The sequence below is a fragment of the Chimaeribacter californicus genome, assembly GCF_002858675.1.
Taxonomy (GTDB): domain Bacteria; phylum Pseudomonadota; class Gammaproteobacteria; order Enterobacterales; family Enterobacteriaceae; genus Chimaeribacter; species Chimaeribacter californicus.
The window spans coordinates 1-18635 of sequence record NZ_PJZF01000023.1 but is presented as its reverse complement, the minus strand read 5'-3'; the positions used below and the strand labels follow the sequence as shown (position 1 = coordinate 18635).

17 protein-coding genes and 1 other annotated feature (1 of these 18 running past the window's edge) are annotated in these 18635 nt (G+C 59.5%); of the genes, 16 read left to right on the top strand and 1 reads right to left on the bottom strand.

Annotated features, from left to right (window positions below; genetic code table 11):
• Positions 1-118: a sequence feature (His leader region), on the bottom strand (it extends 8 nt beyond the left edge of the window).
• Positions 94-141: a his operon leader peptide gene (hisL, locus tag CYR55_RS19805; protein ID WP_002231208.1), complete on the bottom strand. Its 48-nt coding sequence runs from the start codon at positions 139-141 to the stop codon at positions 94-96. It overlaps the preceding feature by 25 nt.
• 277 nt (positions 142-418) lie before the next feature.
• On the opposite strand from hisL, the gene CYR55_RS19800 reads away from it, so the two are divergent.
• The 16 genes from CYR55_RS19800 to cheZ all read left to right on the top strand — a co-directional run bounded on the left by CYR55_RS19800 (position 419) and on the right by cheZ (position 18184).
• Complete coding sequence (locus CYR55_RS19800) at positions 419-1243, top strand: SDR family oxidoreductase (protein ID WP_101818111.1); 825 nt, start codon at positions 419-421, stop codon at positions 1241-1243.
• Positions 1244-2342: 1099 nt separating this feature from the next.
• Entirely contained in the window at positions 2343-2702 is a 360-nt protein-coding gene (flhD, locus tag CYR55_RS19795) for a flagellar transcriptional regulator FlhD (RefSeq protein ID WP_101818067.1), read from the top strand.
• Positions 2702-3283, top strand: coding sequence for a flagellar transcriptional regulator FlhC (flhC, locus tag CYR55_RS19790; protein ID WP_101818066.1), 582 nt, complete (start codon positions 2702-2704; stop codon positions 3281-3283). Before flhD ends, flhC begins: the two co-directional genes overlap by 1 nt.
• A gap of 155 nt (positions 3284-3438) precedes the next feature.
• Complete coding sequence (gene motA / locus CYR55_RS19785) at positions 3439-4326, top strand: flagellar motor stator protein MotA (protein WP_101818065.1); 888 nt, start codon at positions 3439-3441, stop codon at positions 4324-4326.
• Positions 4323-5435, top strand: a complete 1113-nt coding sequence (gene motB / locus CYR55_RS19780) for a flagellar motor protein MotB (protein WP_101818064.1) — start codon at positions 4323-4325, stop codon at positions 5433-5435. Before motA ends, motB begins: the two co-directional genes overlap by 4 nt.
• A 4-nt stretch (positions 5436-5439) precedes the next feature.
• Complete coding sequence (gene cheA / locus CYR55_RS19775; RefSeq protein ID WP_101818063.1) at positions 5440-7464, top strand: chemotaxis protein CheA; 2025 nt, start codon at positions 5440-5442, stop codon at positions 7462-7464.
• 45 nt (positions 7465-7509) lie between these two features.
• On the top strand, positions 7510-8007 hold the full coding sequence (cheW, locus tag CYR55_RS19770; protein WP_072928461.1) for a chemotaxis protein CheW: 498 nt from the start codon (positions 7510-7512) through the stop codon (positions 8005-8007).
• A gap of 271 nt (positions 8008-8278) precedes the next feature.
• A complete protein-coding gene (locus tag CYR55_RS19765) occupies positions 8279-8821 on the top strand; it encodes a fimbrial protein (RefSeq protein WP_101818062.1) in 543 nt (180 codons plus the stop codon).
• An 84-nt stretch (positions 8822-8905) separates the two neighbouring features.
• On the top strand, positions 8906-11377 hold the full coding sequence (locus CYR55_RS19760; RefSeq protein ID WP_101818061.1) for a fimbria/pilus outer membrane usher protein: 2472 nt from the start codon (positions 8906-8908) through the stop codon (positions 11375-11377).
• 68 nt (positions 11378-11445) lie between these two features.
• A complete protein-coding gene (locus CYR55_RS19755; RefSeq protein ID WP_101818110.1) occupies positions 11446-12180 on the top strand; it encodes a fimbria/pilus periplasmic chaperone in 735 nt (244 codons plus the stop codon).
• The gene (locus CYR55_RS19750; protein WP_101818060.1) at positions 12177-13217 is read left to right on the top strand and encodes a fimbrial protein; all 1041 of its coding nucleotides are present in this window, start codon (positions 12177-12179) and stop codon (positions 13215-13217) included. Before CYR55_RS19755 ends, CYR55_RS19750 begins: the two co-directional genes overlap by 4 nt.
• 115 nt (positions 13218-13332) lie before the next feature.
• A complete protein-coding gene (locus tag CYR55_RS19745) occupies positions 13333-15006 on the top strand; it encodes a methyl-accepting chemotaxis protein (RefSeq protein ID WP_101818059.1) in 1674 nt (557 codons plus the stop codon).
• Between the two features lie 143 nt (positions 15007-15149).
• The gene (gene cheR, locus CYR55_RS19740; RefSeq protein WP_101818058.1) at positions 15150-16022 is read left to right on the top strand and encodes a protein-glutamate O-methyltransferase CheR; all 873 of its coding nucleotides are present in this window, start codon (positions 15150-15152) and stop codon (positions 16020-16022) included.
• Positions 16019-17071 (top strand): protein-glutamate methylesterase/protein-glutamine glutaminase, encoded by a 1053-nt coding sequence (locus CYR55_RS19735; RefSeq protein ID WP_101818057.1) that lies wholly within the window; start codon positions 16019-16021, stop codon positions 17069-17071. Before cheR ends, CYR55_RS19735 begins: the two co-directional genes overlap by 4 nt.
• A 68-nt stretch (positions 17072-17139) precedes the next feature.
• Positions 17140-17529, top strand: coding sequence for a chemotaxis response regulator CheY (gene cheY / locus CYR55_RS19730; RefSeq protein WP_072928468.1), 390 nt, complete (start codon positions 17140-17142; stop codon positions 17527-17529).
• 10 nt (positions 17530-17539) lie between these two features.
• Complete coding sequence (cheZ, locus tag CYR55_RS19725; RefSeq protein WP_101818056.1) at positions 17540-18184, top strand: protein phosphatase CheZ; 645 nt, start codon at positions 17540-17542, stop codon at positions 18182-18184.
• The last annotated feature ends 451 nt before the right edge of the window (positions 18185-18635 follow it).

Here is an 18635-nt window from a genome sequence, read left to right as displayed (position 1 = left end):
GCCCCCGGAAGAATCTTCCGGGGGCTTTTCTGTCGCGTTCTGCCGCCACTGGAAGATTCGTTAAACGTCTTCCAGCACACATCGCCTGAAAGACTAGTCAGGGTGATGGTGATGATGGTGGTTGAACTGAACGCGATTCATAATCATTTTCTCGTCTGTTTGGGTAACCGGCACACAGGCCGGTTCAGATTTAACTGTTGATTAACCTAAACCATCGGCACGGCGTCACGCAACCTTTTTTTATGAGGATGATTTATTTTCATCCCGGCGGCTTATTCATCACTGGCGGTAATAGAATAAGCAAACGGTATTGCTATGCGCCGCTCTCAGGCCAGTCCTATTGCTGGTGGGTGCCGGGCGGCGTAGCGTGGCAATGAGAACAGGCCACTGCAGGAGAAAAAAGATGGAAAACGTGGCGATAAAAAAAGTCGCAATTGTCGGGTTAGGCTGGCTGGGTATGCCGCTGGCGCTGGCCCTCAAAGCCCGGGGAATGGAGGTTGTCGGCAGCAAAACCACCCCGGATGGCGTGGATGCCGCGCGCATGGCCGGCATTGAATGCTACCCGCTGGAGATTACGCCGGAGATGGCGTGTGACGCGGACGATCTGGCGCAACTGCTGGATGTGGACGCGCTGGTGATCACCCTGCCGGCGCGCCGTACGCCGGAAGGCAGCCGGCTCTATTTACATGCGGTACAGCTGCTGGTGGACAGCGCGCTGGCGCATCAGGTGAAACGGATTATCGTCACCAGTTCTACCGCCGTATATGGCGACCAGCCGCGGGAGGTAGATGAAGAGAGCCCGCTCGACCCGGTCACCCACAGCGGGCAGGCGCTGGCCGAGCTGGAAGTCTGGCTGCACCGCCTGCCTAATATCGCGGTGGATATCCTGCGCCTCGGCGGGCTGGTGGGGCAGGATCGCCACCCAGGGCGTTTCCTGGCCGGGAAAACCGGCATCAAGAATGGGTCGCACGGCGTCAACCTGGTGCATCAGGACGATGTGATTGCCGCCATCCATGTGCTGCTCAGCCGGCCGGGCGGCAACCGCACCTATAACCTCTGTGCGCCGCAGCACCCGCAGAAGCAGGCGTTTTACCGCAGCGCTGCGGAGCGTCTGGGGCTGACGCCGCCGCAGTTCGACGCCCATGACGGCAGCGCCGGTAAAATTGTTGACGGCAGCCGCATCTGCCGCGAGCTCGGTTTTACCTATCAGTTCCCCGATCCGGACCGCATGCCGGTCAGCTGATGCTTTCCACCTTCCCAGCGGTAAAAAGGGCAGCCCACGGGCTGCCCTCTGTTTATGTCACTGCCCGCCACGCTCATTTTCAGGTGACTTCCCACCCAGCACAACAGATGGCCGCCCTCCGCAAAGAAAGGTGAGCGCCGCTGCAAAACCGGCATGCACGCTGAAAAGGGCATGCTTGTTAAAAACGTGTAAATAAAAAGATCTCTATATAAAGGTGGACACGTTAATTATTTTTTTAGCATTAACACTAAAGTTTCTTTAATTAATGCCGATAATAAGAATTCCACGAATTAAATAATATCTATTCGCATTTATTAAGCGCATTTTGCCTATCCTGCCCTCCGGCCGGGAGGCTTTCGCGTGCCACAGAAACATTTTTTTACCTTTCCTGTCTTGTTGCACCCACCCAAAAGTTGTTCTTAACCTTTCACACACGATTGCTCAAAAAATGAGCAGTTGCGATGCGTGCCTTAACCAAAATTATCGGTACAAATCCTAGGCAGTTGATTCGGCTCAGCTTCCTGAAAAAAGCAGTGAATCAGCACGCCATACTGACTATTTGCCTTAAAACCAGCATGAAACACTACCAATTCCGCTTTCCTGTACACAAGTTCGAATTGATCTGAAAAAGGGCGAATATTTGCCTTTAAGGGGGGTATTTTTAGCCGGATTTTTACATTGGCATGATTTTTAAACCGCATTTTGATGACCTAAACGAAACTTTTACGCTTTTCAGGCTAATATTTATTTTATTTTTGTGAGCACCATCACACTTTTTCGAAAATTCTTACTCCCCTCCGTTGTGCAGCTACCGGTATCGAGAGTAGAGTTGCGCCAATTAGGAATAATCCTAAGAAAATGTGTAAAAGCGTTTCAGAGACGAAACAGTTTCAGCGCGGAACGGCCTCCTAAAAACGTAAGTTTTCTTTGACCAAGCGGTCAATTTTTACGCTGTCAAGTCTTTTTTGTCATACATTAGGAACACGATTTCGGCCGGTTACGGCCTAATCACCAAGGTCAGTCTTGGGGAATTACCTGAGACATGAAATATTCTTTTTAACTGCTTATGTTAAGAAACATAAACAGCCAGGCGGGGTTAATGAGTATGTCCGAATTACTCAAACATATTTATGACATTAACTTGTCGTATCTGCTTTTAGCACAGCGTTTAATCAATGACGAAAAAGATGCAGCCATGTTCCGCCTGGGCATTGATGAGGCCATGGCAGATGCACTGGCGCAGTTAACCCTGCCGCAGATGGTCAAACTGGCGGAAACCAATCAGCTGCTTTGCCAGTTCCGTTTTGAAGACCACAAATCGATCGAGCGCCTGACGCAGGCCTCACGGGTTGACGATCTCCAGCAGATCCACACCGGCATCCTGTTATCCAGCAATATGCTGAAAAGCCAGGCGCAGGCCGACTCCGCCGCTGCAGCACAAAAGAAAAGGGCGATGTAATGAGTGAGAAAAGCATTGTTCAGGAAGCCAAAGATATTCACCTGGCGATGGAGCTGATTACCCTGGGGGCGCGCCTGCAGATGCTGGAGAGTGAAACCCAGCTCAGCCGCGGCCGCCTGATCAAACTCTATAAAGAGTTGCGCGGCAGCCCGCCGCCGAAAGGGATGCTGCCGTTTTCCACTGACTGGTTCATGACCTGGGAACAGAACATCCACTCGTCGATGTTTTATAACATCTACCTGTTCCTGACCAAGAAAGGGCGCTGCAACGGGGTGGAAGGGGTGATTAAAGCCTACCGCCTCTATCTGGAGCAGTGCCCGCAACAGGCGGGCGAGCCGCCGGTTCTGGCCCTGACCCGTGCCTGGACGCTGGTGCGCTTTGTTGACAGCGGCATGTTGCAGATGTCTGGTTGCACCTGTTGCAGCGGGGCCTTTATTACCCATGCGCACCATCCGGCCAACACCTTTGTGTGCAGCCTGTGCCAGCCGCCGTCCCGCGCAGTAAAAAGACGTAAACTTTCGCCGCAAATGGCCGATATAACTCCTCAAACGCTGGACGAACAGGTCAAGCGCGCAGTTTGAGCGGAATAACGGCAACCTACTGAATTGGGGCCGGCAACAGGCCGGCCCGGTTCAGCAAGCACTACCCCCCGATGTTCCGTGTCCGTGGCGTAAGCCCGGCCTCTCCCGCTGTGCGTAACACCCCGCCTTTCCAACCACTTTATTAAGGAATCATCGTGTTAGTTATCATAGGTTACATCCTGGTATTAGGCGCCGTCCTGGGCGGCTACATGATGGTCGGTGGTGAACTGGGCGCACTCTATCAACCCTCTGAGCTGATCATCATCGGCGGTGCGGCCGTGGGTGCCTTCTTCGTCGGCAACAACGGCAAGTCGATCAAAGCGACCATGCGCGCGCTGCCGAAACTGATGCGTGGCTCCAAATACAACAAAGCGGTCTACATGGATGTAATGGGGCTGCTCTACCGCCTGCTCGCCAAATCACGCCAGCAGGGCATGTTGTCCTTGGAGCGCGATATCGACTCCCCACCAGACAGCGAAATTTTCTCTAATTATCCGCGCATCCTGGCCGATAAAGTGCTGATGGAATACATCACCGACTATCTGCGCCTGATGGTGAGCGGCAACATGAACTCCCATGAAATCGAAGCGCTGATGGACGAGGAGATCGAAACCTTCGAGCACGAGAGCGAAGTCCCGGCCAGCAGCCTGTCGCTGATCGGTGACTCGCTGCCGGCGTTCGGCATCGTGGCCGCGGTAATGGGCGTGGTGCACGCCCTGGCCTCGGCGGATCGCCCGGCGGCCGAGCTGGGTGAGCTGATTGCCCACGCGATGGTCGGTACCTTCCTCGGCATCCTGCTGGCGTACGGCTTCATCTCGCCGCTGGCCTCGGTGCTGCGCCAGAAATGCGCGGAAAACGTCAAGATGATGCAGTGCATCAAAGTGACGCTGCTGTCGAGCATTAACGGTTATGCGCCGCAGATTGCGGTGGAATTCGGCCGTAAGACCCTTTACACCAGCGAGCGCCCGTCCTTCGTTGAGCTGGAAGAGCACGTGCGCAAAACCAAATCCCCGGCTGGTCAGACAGCGGAAGAGAAGGCATGAAACAACAAAATCACCCGGTGATCGTGGTTAAAAAGAAGAAAGCCAAGCATGGCGGCGGCCACCACGGGGGATCATGGAAGATTGCGTACGCTGACTTTATGACAGCAATGATGGCCTTCTTCCTGGTGATGTGGCTGATCTCCATCGCCAGCCCGAAAGAGCTGACGCAGATCGCCGAATATTTCCGCACGCCGCTGAAGGTCGCCATTACCGGCGGCCAGCGCAGCAGCGACAGCGAAAGCCCGATCCCCGGCGGCGGCGATGACCCGACGCGCCAGGAGGGCGAAGTGCATAAATCGACGCCGAACCACGCTGAGCAGATCGCTGAGAACGCAAAACTCGAGAAACTGCATGAGGATCTCGACCAGTTGATGGAGTCCGATCCGCGCCTGCGCGCCCTGCGCCCGCACCTGCTGATCACGCTCACGGAAGAGGGGCTGCGTATTCAGATCATCGACAGCCAGAACCGGCCGATGTTTAAGACCGGCAGTGCGCTGGTGGAGCCGTACATGCGTGACATCCTGCGTGCCATCGCGCCGATTCTGGATCACTTCCCGAATAAAATCAGCCTGGCGGGGCACACCGATGACATGCCGTATGTCACCGGTGAACGCGGCTACAGCAACTGGGAACTCTCCGCAGATCGCGCCAACGCCAGCCGCCGTGAAATGGTGTATGGCGGCCTTACCGAGGGCAAAGTGCTGCGGGTCATGGGGCTCGGCTCCACCATGCAGCTTAAAGATCACCAGGCTGATGATGCCATTAACCGCCGCATCAGCATTCTGGTGCTGAATAAAGAGGCGCAGGCGCACATCGAACGTGAAAACAGCGAAAGTGCGGCGGTGGACATCAGCCAGCCTGACGCGCTGAAAACCCTGGCACCCACCGGGCAGGGCGCAGCGGCAACGCCGTCTGTACCGGCGACAGCCGCGGCGGGCCAACCGGCTGCCCCCGCAGAGGCAGCACCGATTCAACAACCGACTCAACAACCGACCCCGGTAGCGGCACCTGTGCCGGCGGCCACTCAGGCAGCGCGGCCTACCGCCGCCCTGCCGGCCGCACCGGACAGCCAGGCTGCACCGGGCAGCCGCGACTCACAGCAGAGGTGACACCGTGAGCATGGATATCAGTGATTTTTATCAGACGTTTTTCGACGAAGCGGATGAATTGCTGGCGGATATGGAGCAGCACCTGCTGCTGCTTGACCCGCACAGCCCGGACATCGAGCAGCTCAACGCGATTTTCCGCGCGGCGCACTCGATAAAGGGCGGGGCAGCAACCTTTGGTTTTTCAATCTTGCAGGAGACAACCCACCTGCTGGAAAACCTGCTGGACGGGGCGCGCCGCAGTGAAATGCAGCTCAGCACCGAGATCATCAACCTGTTTTTGGAAACCAAAGATATTATGCAGGAGCAGCTGGACGCCTATAAATCCTCCCAGGAACCGGACGCAGAGAGCTTTACCTATATCTGTGCCGCCCTGCGCCAGCTGGCGCTGGAAGCCCAGGGCGGGGAGGCCGCGGCCGCCCCTGCCGCGGCACTGGCTGCCGCAACATCACCGGCTACCGCAACAGCAGCCTCACCGGCTGCCAAACCGGCCGCCGGCGGTGGCCTGCATATCCGCCTCAGCGGGCTGAAGCCACAGGAGATCCCGCTGATGCTCGAAGAGCTGGGCAATCTCGGCGAGGTGACCAACCCGCAACAGACGGACAGCACGCTGGACGTGACCCTGGTAACGTCCGTGGATGCGGATGACATCAGTGCAGTGCTCTGCTTCGTGCTGGAACCGGAACAGATCAGCATCGGCCAGGTGGCTGCGAACGATACGCCGGTTGTAGCGGCGAGCGCCCCGGCAGCTGTGGCCCCGGCCGCACCGGCCCCGGTCGCCGCCGCGCCGGCCGCGGCTCCAAAAGCAGAGGCACCGAAAGCGGCGAAAGCCGCCAAGGCGGCCGAATCCACCAGTATCCGCGTGGCGGTCGAGAAGGTTGACCAGCTGATTAACCTGGTGGGTGAACTGGTGATTACCCAGTCGATGCTGGCGCAACGCTCCGGCACCCTGGACCCGGTCAACCACGGTGACCTGCTGAACAGCATGGGGCAGTTGCAGCGCAACGCCCGCGATCTGCAGGAATCGGTGATGTCTATCCGTATGATGCCGATGGAATATGTCTTCAGCCGCTTCCCGCGTCTGGTGCGTGACCTCGCCAGCAAACTGAACAAGCAGGTGGAACTGACCTTGCAGGGCAGCTCCACAGAACTCGACAAGAGCCTGATTGAACGCATTATCGACCCGCTCACCCACCTGGTGCGCAACAGCCTCGACCACGGCATCGAAAACGCCGCGACCCGCGAGGCCAACGGCAAAAACCCGGTCGGCAACCTGATCCTCTCCGCAGAACATCAGGGCGGTAACATCTGCATCGAGGTTATTGATGACGGCGCCGGGCTGAACCGTGAGCGTATTCTGGCGAAAGCCGCCTCTTCCGGTTTGCCGGTCAGTGAGAACATGACGGATGAAGAGGTCGGGATGCTGATCTTCGCACCGGGCTTCTCCACCGCCGAACAGGTCACTGACGTCTCCGGCCGTGGTGTCGGCATGGACGTGGTGAAACGGAACATCCAGGAGATGGGCGGCCATGTTGAGATCCACTCCCAACAGGGCAAAGGTACTACCATCCGCATTCTGCTGCCGCTGACGCTGGCCATCCTTGACGGCATGTCGGTGAAAGTCGGGAAAGAGGTCTTCATTCTGCCGCTCAACGCGGTGATGGAATCCCTGCAACCGCTGGCAGAAGATCTGCACCCGCTGGCCGGGGGCGAGCGCGTATTGCAGGTGCGCGGCGAATACCTGCCGCTGGTGGAGCTGTTCCGGGTGTTTGACGTGGCGGAAGCCCGCACCGAAGCCACCCAGGGCATCGTGGTGATCCTGCAAAGCGCCGGTCGCCGCTACGCCCTGCTGGTTGATCAGCTGATCGGCCAGCACCAGGTGGTGGTGAAAAACCTGGAGAGTAACTACCGCAAGGTGCCGGGTATTTCTGCGGCCACCATTCTGGGCGACGGCAGCGTGGCGCTGATCGTTGATGTCTCCGCGCTTCAGGCGCTGAACCGTGAAAAACGGGTATCGGGTGTGGCCGCCTGAGGCTGCCCCATTATCTAGAGCCGCATAACGAGTAGGGTAACTAACATGGCAGGACTGGCAACTGTGACAAAACTGGCGGGCGAAACGGTAGGACAGGAGTTCCTGATCTTTACGCTGGGTGACGAGGAGTACGGGATTGATATCCTCAAGGTGCAGGAGATCCGCGGATACGATCAGGTAACGCGCATCGCCAACACCCCCTCCTTTATTAAAGGCGTTACCAACCTGCGCGGCGTGATTGTGCCGATCATCGACCTGCGGGTGAAGTTTGCCCAGCAGGGCGTCGAGTACAATGACAACACCGTGGTGATTGTGCTCAATTTTGAGCAGCGTGTGGTCGGCATTGTGGTGGACGGCGTCTCTGACGTGCTGTCACTCACCACGGAGCAGATCCGCCCGGCACCGGAGTTTGCGGTGACGCTGGCAACGGAATACCTCACCGGCCTCGGCTCCCTTGGCGAGCGGATGCTGATCCTGGTCGACATCGAAAAGCTGCTCAGCAGCGAAGAGATGGCGCTGATGGAAGTGGTCGCCAAAGCCTGATGAAAATACCCTTTCCCCGGCGGGGAAAGGGTATTTTTTTACCGTTCTGTGTTATCCTGCGCTGCTATTTTTATTCCTTCCCTTTTTCTGCCGTAAAGTAATAATCCTCAGAATTATTAATTGCCCCTGCTATTTATTTTCTAATAAGTTATTTTGTACTGGCTTTAAATTGTGAAATTAAATGGCACTATTTATTATCGCTTCCTTAATAGCGTGACTGTGCCTTTTGGCACATGTCGGATGGTTTTTATAATCCTATAAGGAAATAACGATGAAATTGATAAAGAAAAGCCTGCTCTGCCTGGCCGTGTCTGCCCTGTTTACCGCAGGGTCTGTCCTGGCCGCTGACCAGGGCCAGGGGAAAATTACCTTTAAAGGCCTGGTGATTAATGCGCCGTGCTCGGTTGATCCGGAGAGCGTGGATCTCCAGGTGTCGCTGGGTGAAGTCTCTGATAAAGCGCTGGCCACCGGTGTCTCCGCCGCCGTGCCGGTCAACATCCAGCTGAATGACTGTGTTCTGGATGGGGCCACGCCCATCACCAAGGTAAAAGTCAGGTTTGACAGCACCAACGTCACCACGGAAAACGCCGATTTGCTGGCTAACCTGCACGCGGGCGGCGCGCAAAATGTGGGGGTGCGGCTGTTGCAGGAAAACGAACAGCATATCGGCATCGGTTCCACGGTTGAAGTCCCATTGGTCGGCACCAATAAAACCCAGATCCTGAAATTCAAAGCCCATATGGAACCGGTGGGCGGCGCCCCGACACCGGGGGATGTGGAAGCCTCAGCGCATTACGTTCTCGAATATCTCTGATCGCTTTTATGCGGCGTTTGCCGTATATCTTCCACCGCCGGGGACACCCCCGGCGTTTATTTTCTGCCGGCCATCCAGATTATTATGCCGTTAAACACGTTTTCTGTTAGAAAGAAAATAATCATCGCCCTCGCGTCTCTGGCTATTATTTCCTTCCCCCTGCGTGCCGTCGAATTTAATCTCCATGCCCTGGATGCCGAGGCGCGCAATAATATCGACCTTGCGGCCTTTTCCGAGCCCGGCAGTATAACGGCCGGTGATTATCTGGTCACGGTGACGGTAAATGGCCAGCAACTCCCTGACCCGGTTCTGCTGACCTGGCGCGCCACCCCACAGGCCACCGGGCCGCAACCCTGTATCCCTGATTTCCTGGCCGACGCCCTGGGCCTGCAACCAGAGATTCGCCGTGCGCTGCCGCAGGCACAGGGCTGCGTCTCTTTCACGGCCCGCCCGGAGATCACCTTTACCCTGGACAGTGCCAGCCAGACGCTGGCGATCGCAGTGCCGCAGGCGTGGCTGGCCTATACCGACAGCCAGGGGGTGCCGCGATCGATGTGGCACCACGGCATTGGCGGCGCATTCCTCGACTACACCCTGTTTGCCGCCCATTACGCCCCGCAGCAGGGGGAGGCGCAAACCGACCTCAGCGCCTACGGCACCGCCGGGCTTAATCTCGGCGCGTGGCGCGTGCGCGGCGACCTGGATTATTTTACCGGCGATAAGGCGGAAAGCGAAAGCGACGTCAGCCTGTCGCGCCTCTATGCGTTCCGGCCGCTGCCGTCAATCAACAGCAAAGTTACCCTGGGCGAAACCGATTTTCACTCCGATATTTTCGATAGCTTCGCGTTTACCGGGGTTGCGCTGGAGAGTGATGAGCGGATGCTGCCCTACACTCTGCGCGGTTATGCGCCTCAGATCAGCGGGATTGCCAAAACCCATGCCCGCGTCACCCTCAGCCAGAATGGCCGCACCCTCTACCAGACCGACGTGCCGCCCGGCCCGTTCGTCCTTCAGGATCTCAGCGAGGCGTATCAGGGCGCGCTGGAAGTGACCGTGACCGAAGAGGACGGCAGCCGAACCCGCTTCACGGTAGAGGCGGCGACGGTGCCGTTCCTGACCCGCAAAGGGCAGTGGCGTTATAAGCTCTCCGGCGGCCGGGTGGCCGGGCAGGGCAGCGGCGCAACGCGGCAGCCAGACTTTTACAGCGGTGAGTTCTCCTGGGGCGCATTTAACCAGACCTCCCTGTATGGCGGCCTGCTGATCGGCGGCAGTGATTACCGGGCGCTGTCGCTGGGGGCCGGGCAGAACCTGACGCATCTGGGGGCGGTCTCTTTTGATGTCACCCAGGCGCAGGCGGCGCGGCCGCACCAGGCTGCTGCGCGCGGCCACCGCTACCGTATTAACTACAACAAACGCTTTGCCGCCAGTCACAGCGAGCTCGCCTTCTCCGGCGCCCGTTATGCTGACCGGCGTTTCCCCGCCTTACCTGATCTGGCCCGTGGCGGGCCGGCGGGCGGGCACGAAGAGAAGCAGACCTTCAGCCTCACCGCTAACCAATATATTACGCCGCTGGCCCTGTCGCTGGCGCTCAGCCTGCGTAACCAACGCTATTGGCAGGGCGCGGATGAGCACACCTACAGCCTGACGCTGGGCCGGATGTTTGACCTCGGGCCGTTGCGCAGCATTTCCGCCTCGCTCTCTGCCGGCCGTACCCACAGCGAGCGGGGGGAGCGCGATAAGCAGATTTACCTCTCGTTCAGCCTGCCGCTCAATGACGGCGACCGCCTCAGCTACAGCGTGCAACAGGGCGACGGGGTGGATCAGCTGCTGAGTTATGCCGCCTTCCCGGATCGCGACAGCAACTGGGGCATGAGCCTGGGCCACCAGCACGGCGGCGGCCGGGAGGGCGTGCTGGCGCGCGGCAACGTCCAGCAGCGCAGCGCATTGGGTGAGCTGGCCATGGCCGGCAGTTACAAACAGCAGGCTTATCACTCCCTTAATGCAAGCTGGGCCGGTTCCCTGACCGCCACCCGCCACGGCGCGGCGCTGCACCGCTACAACCAGGGCAATGAACCCCGGCTGATGGTGGACGGCAACGGCGTGGCGGCGATCCCACTCAATAACGGCAGCGCCGTCACCAACCCGTTCGGTGTGGCAGTGATCCCTACCCTCAGCAGTTACCAGCCCATTGAGGTGCGGGTTGATGTCAACCAACTGCCCGATGACGTCACGGTGCATAACAATGTGCTGCGCCAGACCTTCACCGAAGGGGCGATTGGTTACCGGCCGCTGAATGCGGTGCAGGGCGGGAAAGGCGTGGTGGTTATCCAGCTGGCGGACGGCACCTTCCCGCCGCTGGGGGCGGAGATCGTTGATGAGGAAAGCGCGCGCAGCGTCGGCATGGTCAGCGAGGCGGGGATGGCCTATTTGCAGGGTGTCGCGCCGGGCCATGCGCTCCGCGTGCAGTGGAGCGGGGGAGACCCGTGCCGCCTCACGCTGCCGGAGACCTTCGCCACTGCCGGAGAGGCACGGCGGCTGACTTGCCGCGCACCCTGACCGGCAAGGCCGGCCATAACCACCATTTTTCAGGCCGGCAGCGCCGGCCGTTATCGGGAGCTATCACTATGAAAAAATTATCTTTTCTCTTGCTGCCCGGCGTGCTCTGCGCCGCGGTAACCAGCCAGGCCGCCGTCAACCTCGACCGCACCCGCCTGATCGCCTATGAGGCGGATAAATCGGTGAGTTTGATGCTGACCAACCAGAGCAAGGCGCTGCCGTATCTGGCGCACGCCTGGGTGGAGAATGCGGCCGGGAACAAAGACACCTCGGTGTTTATGGCCCTGCCGCCGCTTCAGCGGCTGGAGCCGCAGGCCAACAGCCAGGTTAAACTGGTGCGCCAGCCGGGCGCGGCGGCGCTGCCCAACGATCGTGAAAGCCTGTTCTACTTCAATGTACGGGAAGTGCCGCCCAAAGCCACCCAGCGCAACGTGATGCAGCTGGCGACCCAAAGCCGCATCAAACTGTTCTACCGCCCGGCGGCGATTGCTGACCTGCCCGCCATTCCCTGGCAGGAGCGCATCCAGGTGACGCGCACCAGCCGCTCACTGACCCTGAATAACCCGACGCCCTATTTCATCACGGTGGGGTTTGCCGGGAACCGCAACCAGCCGGGCATGAAGGCGTTTGCCGGGGTGATGGTGCCGCCGTTCGGCAACGTCAGCGGTGACATTGACAACACACTGCAACCGGCCTTCTTGCTCGGCTACATCAATGACCATGGTGCCCTGAACATGCTGTCTGTGTACTGTGCGGCGCACCAGCCCTGCCGGGTAGAGCCGGACAACGGGGCCGCATCATGAGGGGGGCGGCCCTGCTGCTGCTCGGCCTGCTGCTGTTTTCCGGCCGGGCGCTGGCGCTGGACTGTTACCTGAACGGGCCGGGCGGGCCGGTGGATTTCACCGGGCAGGTTGATCCCTTTGCGGTGCCCGCGACCGCGAAGCCCGGTGACATCATCTGGGAGAGCAGCGACTACAACATCACCGTCTACTGCGACAACAACGCCGCCGACCGGCAAGAAAATGAGAATGTTTTCGCCTGGATCAACCCTTATCCGTCACCCACCGATCTCTACTACCAATTGGGCGTGGCCTTTAACGGCCGGCATTTTGACACCGGCGGCGGCCTGTATGGGCTGGATACCCACCAGTGCGTGGATAACCAGTTTCTGGCGGATGACCCGGTCTTGGTGCGGGAGAACCCTGAAAAGCTCTGTTCAGGGAATGCAGCGGAGGTGCACACGTCGCGTACTTTCAGCGTGCGTTTCCGCCTCTATGTGAAGCTGAACAGCCTGCCGCCGCCGGGCTACCGGAGCGCACTGAACACCTATGCGCTGATGCAGTTTGACGGCAAAGGCGGCATCAACCGGCTGGCGGATGCCCGTAACCTGAAATACCGCCTCAGCGGCCTGAACAATATCACCGTGCTGGATTGCGGGGCCACGCTGGCCGTGCACCCGGAGAGCCAGATCGTGGATTTCGGCACCTTTAGCGCCGTTGAGCTGGCCGCCGCGCCGCGTGAGCGTGCGTTCTCAATGACGGCCACCAAAACCCAGGATCACAGCTGCAGCACCGGGTTCCGGCTGGCTGCCGAGTTCTACACCGACCAGCCACTGCTGGCGGGCAACACCGCCCTCGATCTGCAAAACGGCCTGATGCTGAAAATTCTGGAGGCAAAAACGCCGCAGGTTTTCAACCGCTATTTTCTGTTTGCGGACTTCAGCACCGGCTCGCTGAGCGTTGAGAAAGCCTTTAGCGCCCAGGTGCTGCCTATCCCCGGCCGCCCGGTCATCCCCGGCCCGTGGGAAGCCACCACGGTTTTCAAGATTAACTACTACTGATTTTCCCCCCGGGCAGGCGATGAGCCTGCCCCCACGCTTTTCAGCAAATGCCGCATAAAGTTCCCTTCTATGGTGCCGATAACATGTTCAGTTGAATCACCTACTAAGGGACATCATGTTAAAGCGAATGAAAGTGGTCACCAGCCTGGTCATCATGCTGGCGTTGTTCGGCGCACTGCAACTGGCGTCAGGCGGCCTGTTTTTCACCGCCCTGAAAAACGACAAGGATAATTTTGCTACCTCGCAGCGCATCCGCCAGCAACAGGCAGAGATGAATGCGAGCTGGATCTACCTGCTGCAAACCCGCAACACCCTGAACCGGGCGGGTATTCGCTACATGCTGGACGCCAACCAGATGGGCAGCGGCGCGACCGTGAAAGAGCTGGTGGCCGTGGCACAAAAGGATCTGGAGATCGCCGGCCAGCACTATGCCAACTATCAGAAAATCCCCCTCGATGCCGGCCAGAACCCGCGCTACGCCGATGAAGTCAAAAAGAACTATGACATCCTGCACGGCGCGCTTGCGGAGCTGATTGAGCTTATCAGTATCGGCCGCATCAATGACTTCTTTGAGCAACCGACCCAGAGCTATCAGGACGGCTTTGAAAAGGCGTTCGTCAATTACATCGACCAGAACGACAAGCTTTACGACCACGCGGTGAAGGACAGCGAGTCTTCCTTCGGCAACGCCATGTGGGTGCTCGGCACGGTGCTGGTCCTGGTGCTGTTACTGATTGCCGCCGCCTGGTTCGGCATCCAGAGCGCGCTGATTACGCCGCTTAACCGCCTGATTGAGCACATCAAACACATCGCCGCCGGCGACCTGACCCACCCGGTAGAAGGGGCAGGGCGTAACGAGATGGGCCAGCTGGCCGCCAGCCTGCAACACATGCAGGGCGAACTGATCACCACCGTCAGCGGTGTGCGCCACGGGGCCGATGCCATTTACAGCGGCGCGAGCGAAATCTCTGCCGGCAACAATGACCTCTCCTCACGCACCGAGCAGCAGGCTTCCTCACTGGAACAGACCGCCGCCAGCATGGAGCAGCTCACCGCCACGGTGAAACAGAACGCCGAAAATGCCCGTCAGGCCAGCCAGCTGGCGCTGAGCGCCTCCGAAACCGCGCAGAAAGGCGGCAAGGTGGTGGCAAACGTGGTGCAGACCATGCAGGAAATTGCCGGCAGTTCGCAGAAGATTGCTGACATCACCGGCGTTATCGACGGCATCGCCTTCCAGACCAACATCCTGGCGCTGAACGCCGCGGTGGAAGCCGCCCGCGCCGGTGAGCAGGGCCGTGGCTTTGCCGTCGTCGCCGGTGAAGTACGTAACCTGGCGCAGCGCAGCGCCCAGGCCGCGAAAGAGATCAAAGGGCTGATTGATGACTCGGTGGCCCGAGTGGATACCGGCTCCATTCTGGTAGAGAGCGCCGGTGACACCATGAGCGACATCGTCAGTGCCGTCACCCGCGTGACTGACATCATGGGCGAAATTGCCTCGGCGTCAGATGAACAGAGCCGCGGCATCGAGCAGGTCGGGCTGGCCGTCACCGAGATGGACCGCGTGACCCAGCAGAACGCCGCGCTGGTGGAGGAATCCGCTTCCGCCGCTGCCGCACTGGAAGAGCAGGCGAGCCGCCTGACCCAGTCCGTGGCGGTGTTCCGCCTCACCACCCACCAGCAGCGTGACGCGGTAGCCGAACTGGCCCCGAAAAGCCCTGCCACGGCCCCGGTGCTGAAAAAACCGGCCATGGCGGCCACCACGACCACAGAGAATTGGGAAACCTTCTGACCGGCGGCAACGCCTGACAGAGGCCACAGGACGGTGACTACCCTGCCGGCATGGTGCCGGCAGGCGCAAACAACCCGCAGCAGCACAGGAATACCGAGATTGAGTAACAACACAGCGCTTTGTTTGCACCTTGAGGGGGCGTTATGAACCGGCAACCACTGACCCCGGAACCTGATTTGGCCTCATTGTCACAGATGGCCCAGCGCCTGCCGCTGTCTGATGTGCATTTCCGCCGCATCAGCCAGCTGATTTACCAGCGTGCCGGCATCGTACTGGCCGACCACAAACGTGAAATGGTGTACAACCGGCTGGTACGCCGCCTGCGCACCCTGGGAATGAACGATTTCGGCCAGTATCTGGCGAAACTGGAGCAGAACCAGAACAGCGCAGAGTGGCAGGCGTTTATCAACGCCCTGACCACCAACCTGACGGCGTTCTTCCGCGAGGCGCACCACTTCCCGATCTTGGCGGAGCACGCCCGGTCGCGCGGCGGCAGCTACAGCGTCTGGAGCACCGCGGCCTCGACCGGCGAAGAGCCGTACTCCATCGCCATGACGCTGATGGAGGCGCTCGGCAACCGCGGCAACGGCGCGCAGGTGATCGCCTCTGACATCGACACCCAGGTGCTGGAGAAGGCCACCGCCGGTGTTTATCGCCAGGAGGAGCTGCGTACCCTGAGCCCGCAACAGATGCAGCGTTTCTTCCTGCGCGGCACCGGCCCGCATGAAGGGCTGGTACGGGTGCGGCCGGAGCTGGCGGCGATGATCACCTTCCAGCCGCTGAACCTGCTGGCACCGGAGTGGGCGCTGCCGGGGCAATTTGACGCCATTTTCTGCCGTAACGTGATGATCTATTTCGATAAAGAGACCCAGGAACGCATCCTGCGACGTTTCGTTCCCCTGCTGAAGCCGGGCGGGCTGATGTTCGCCGGTCATTCTGAAAACTTCAGCCAGATCAGCCGGGAGTTCTGCCTGCGCGGCCAAACCGTGTACAGCCTGGCCAAGGAGAAGTCATGAGTAAAATCAGGGTACTGAGTGTTGATGACTCAGCACTGATGCGCCAGTTGATGACTGAGATCATCAACAGCCACCCGGACATGGACATGGTCGCCACCGCGCCCGATCCGCTGGTGGCCCGTGATCTCATTAAAAAATATAACCCGGACGTGCTGACGCTGGACGTCGAAATGCCGCGCATGGACGGGCTGGATTTCCTCGAGAAGCTGATGCGGCTGCGGCCGATGCCGGTGGTGATGGTCTCCTCCCTGACCGGCAAAGGCTCGGAGATCACCCTGCGGGCGCTGGAACTGGGGGCGATTGACTTCGTCACCAAGCCACAGCTCGGCATCCGTGAAGGGATGCTGGCCTACAGCGAGATGATCGCCGACAAGATCCGCACCGCCTCCAAGGCGCGGCTGACCCAGCGCCAGCCGGCCACCGGCAGCCCGGCGATGCTCAGCCACGCGCCGCTGCTCAGCAGTGAGAAGCTGATCGCCATCGGCTCCTCTACCGGCGGCACTGAGGCTATCCGCCATGTGCTGCAGCCGCTGCCGCCGTCCAGCCCGGCGCTGATGATCACCCAGCATATGCCGCCGGGCTTTACCCGCTCGTTTGCGGAGCGGCTCAACAAGCTGTGCCAGATAACAGTGAAAGAGGCGGAAGATGGCGAGCGCGTGCTGCCGGGCCACGCCTATATTGCGCCGGGTGACCGGCATATGGAGCTGGCGCGCAGCGGTGCCAACTACCAGATCAAAATCACCGATGGCCCGGCGGTCAACCGCCACCGGCCGTCAGTGGATGTGCTGTTCCGTTCGGTGGCGCAGTACGCCGGACGCAATGCGGTGGGGGTGATCCTGACCGGGATGGGCAACGACGGTGCCGCAGGCATGTTGGAAATGCACCGGGCGGGCGCCTACACCCTGGCGCAGAACGAGGCCAGTTGCGTGGTATTCGGCATGCCGCGTGAAGCCATCGCCTCAGGTGGTGTCAGTGAGGTGGTGGACCTGAGCCAGATAAGCCAGCGGATGCTGGCGCAAATCTCAGCCGGGCAGGCGCTGCGCATCTGATGCGCCGTGTCTTTTAACATGAGCAACTTCGCTCAGAACCGAACAATAAACCTTAGTTAGGAGTACGTATGGCAGATAAGAACCTTCGCTTCCTGGTGGTGGACGACTTCTCCACGATGCGCCGCATCGTCAGGAACTTGCTGAAAGAGCTGGGCTTTAACAACGTGGAAGAGGCTGAAGACGGGGCTGACGCCCTGAACAAGCTGCGCAGCGCGCCGTTTGATTTCGTGGTCTCTGACTGGAACATGCCGAACATGGACGGCCTGCAACTGTTGCAGACCATCCGTGCTGACGCTGCCCTGGCCGCGATGCCGGTGCTGATGGTCACGGCGGAAGCCAAGAAAGAGAACATCATCGCCGCCGCCCAGGCCGGCGCAAGTGGCTACGTGGTGAAACCGTTCACCGCCGCAACTCTCGAAGAAAAGCTGAATAAGATCTTCGAAAAACTCGGGATGTAAGGAGAAGGGTATGGCACAACAACACACGCCCGCGTTGGAAGCCGCATCCGCCGGCGACATTATTTCGCGCATCGGGCAACTGACGCGCATGCTGCGTGACAGCATGCGGGAACTGGGGCTGGATCAGGCGATTGCGCAGGCGGCGGAGGCCATCCCTGACGCCCGCGACCGGCTGGACTATGTGGTCACCATGACTGCACAGGCCGCTGAGCGCGCGCTGAACTGCGTTGAAGCCGCACAGCCGCGCCAGAACGAACTGGAAACCGGGGCGAAAGCGCTCTCCGGCCGCTGGGACGCATGGTTTGAAAACCCGATTGAGCTGGCGGATGCCCGTGAGCTGGTGACCGACACCCGTCAGTATCTGGGTGCGGTGCCGGATCACACTGGGTTCACCAATGCTCAGTTGATGGAGATCATGATGGCGCAGGATTTCCAGGACCTTACCGGTCAGGTCATCAAGCGCATGATGAGTGTGGTACAAGAGATTGAAACGCAGTTGCTGATGGTGCTGATGGAGAACATCCCCGATCAGACGGCCAAGCCGAAGCGTGAAAATGACAGCCTGCTCAATGGGCCGCAGCTCGATGCAAATGGTGTGGGGGTTGTTGCCAGCCAGGCACAGGTTGACGATTTGCTCGACAGTCTGGGCTTCTGATTCAGAGCCGGAATCCCTCCACGGATAACGTGGGGGGATTTTTTTTGCCTGCGGCAGGGGGCGGCTGCACCGCCGCAAGTATAGTGGCTTGTTTCGGTTGTTTATGTGTCGTTGTCTACCTGGCTTTCAGCGCCTCAACCGAGCAGGGCCTGCCGGCGCACCGGCCCTGCACCCGCGCGCTTTCGGTGGTGTGGCTGAATCATTGCCCGCTACCGCGGGTGGCCCTCATTTCGCCTCCGGGCTTTCCGGGCCGCCGCAGTGTAGTGGTCCAGTTATTTAGGACACGTTCAGCGGTTTTATTTTCTGCCTTTCTTTTTCGATGGGCGACAGCCCATCGTTACTGCGATGAGGTCTTATCCGGTTGTAATAACCTGTCAGATAAAGTCTCACATCCTGCTCTGCCTCTTCATCATTCGCGTATCCCTTCGGCGGCAGCCACTCCGTTTTCAGG

Bases quoted from the DNA above. Each gene is read 5' to 3' on its own strand.
- flhD (WP_101818067.1), top strand. From the start codon at position 2,343: ATGAGTATGTCCGAATTACTCAAACATATTTATGACATTAACTTGTCG.
- flhC (WP_101818066.1), top strand. From the start codon at position 2,702: ATGAGTGAGAAAAGCATTGTTCAGGAAGCCAAAGATATTCACCTGGCG.
- motB (WP_101818064.1), top strand. From the start codon at position 4,323: ATGAAACAACAAAATCACCCGGTGATCGTGGTTAAAAAGAAGAAAGCC.
- cheW (WP_072928461.1), top strand. From the start codon at position 7,510: ATGGCAGGACTGGCAACTGTGACAAAACTGGCGGGCGAAACGGTAGGA.
- CYR55_RS19765 (WP_101818062.1), top strand. From the start codon at position 8,279: ATGAAATTGATAAAGAAAAGCCTGCTCTGCCTGGCCGTGTCTGCCCTG.
- CYR55_RS19760 (WP_101818061.1), top strand. From the start codon at position 8,906: ATGCCGTTAAACACGTTTTCTGTTAGAAAGAAAATAATCATCGCCCTC.
- CYR55_RS19755 (WP_101818110.1), top strand. From the start codon at position 11,446: ATGAAAAAATTATCTTTTCTCTTGCTGCCCGGCGTGCTCTGCGCCGCG.
- CYR55_RS19750 (WP_101818060.1), top strand. From the start codon at position 12,177: ATGAGGGGGGCGGCCCTGCTGCTGCTCGGCCTGCTGCTGTTTTCCGGC.
- CYR55_RS19745 (WP_101818059.1), top strand. From the start codon at position 13,333: ATGTTAAAGCGAATGAAAGTGGTCACCAGCCTGGTCATCATGCTGGCG.
- cheR (WP_101818058.1), top strand. From the start codon at position 15,150: ATGAACCGGCAACCACTGACCCCGGAACCTGATTTGGCCTCATTGTCA.
- CYR55_RS19735 (WP_101818057.1), top strand. From the start codon at position 16,019: ATGAGTAAAATCAGGGTACTGAGTGTTGATGACTCAGCACTGATGCGC.
- cheY (WP_072928468.1), top strand. From the start codon at position 17,140: ATGGCAGATAAGAACCTTCGCTTCCTGGTGGTGGACGACTTCTCCACG.
- cheZ (WP_101818056.1), top strand. From the start codon at position 17,540: ATGGCACAACAACACACGCCCGCGTTGGAAGCCGCATCCGCCGGCGAC.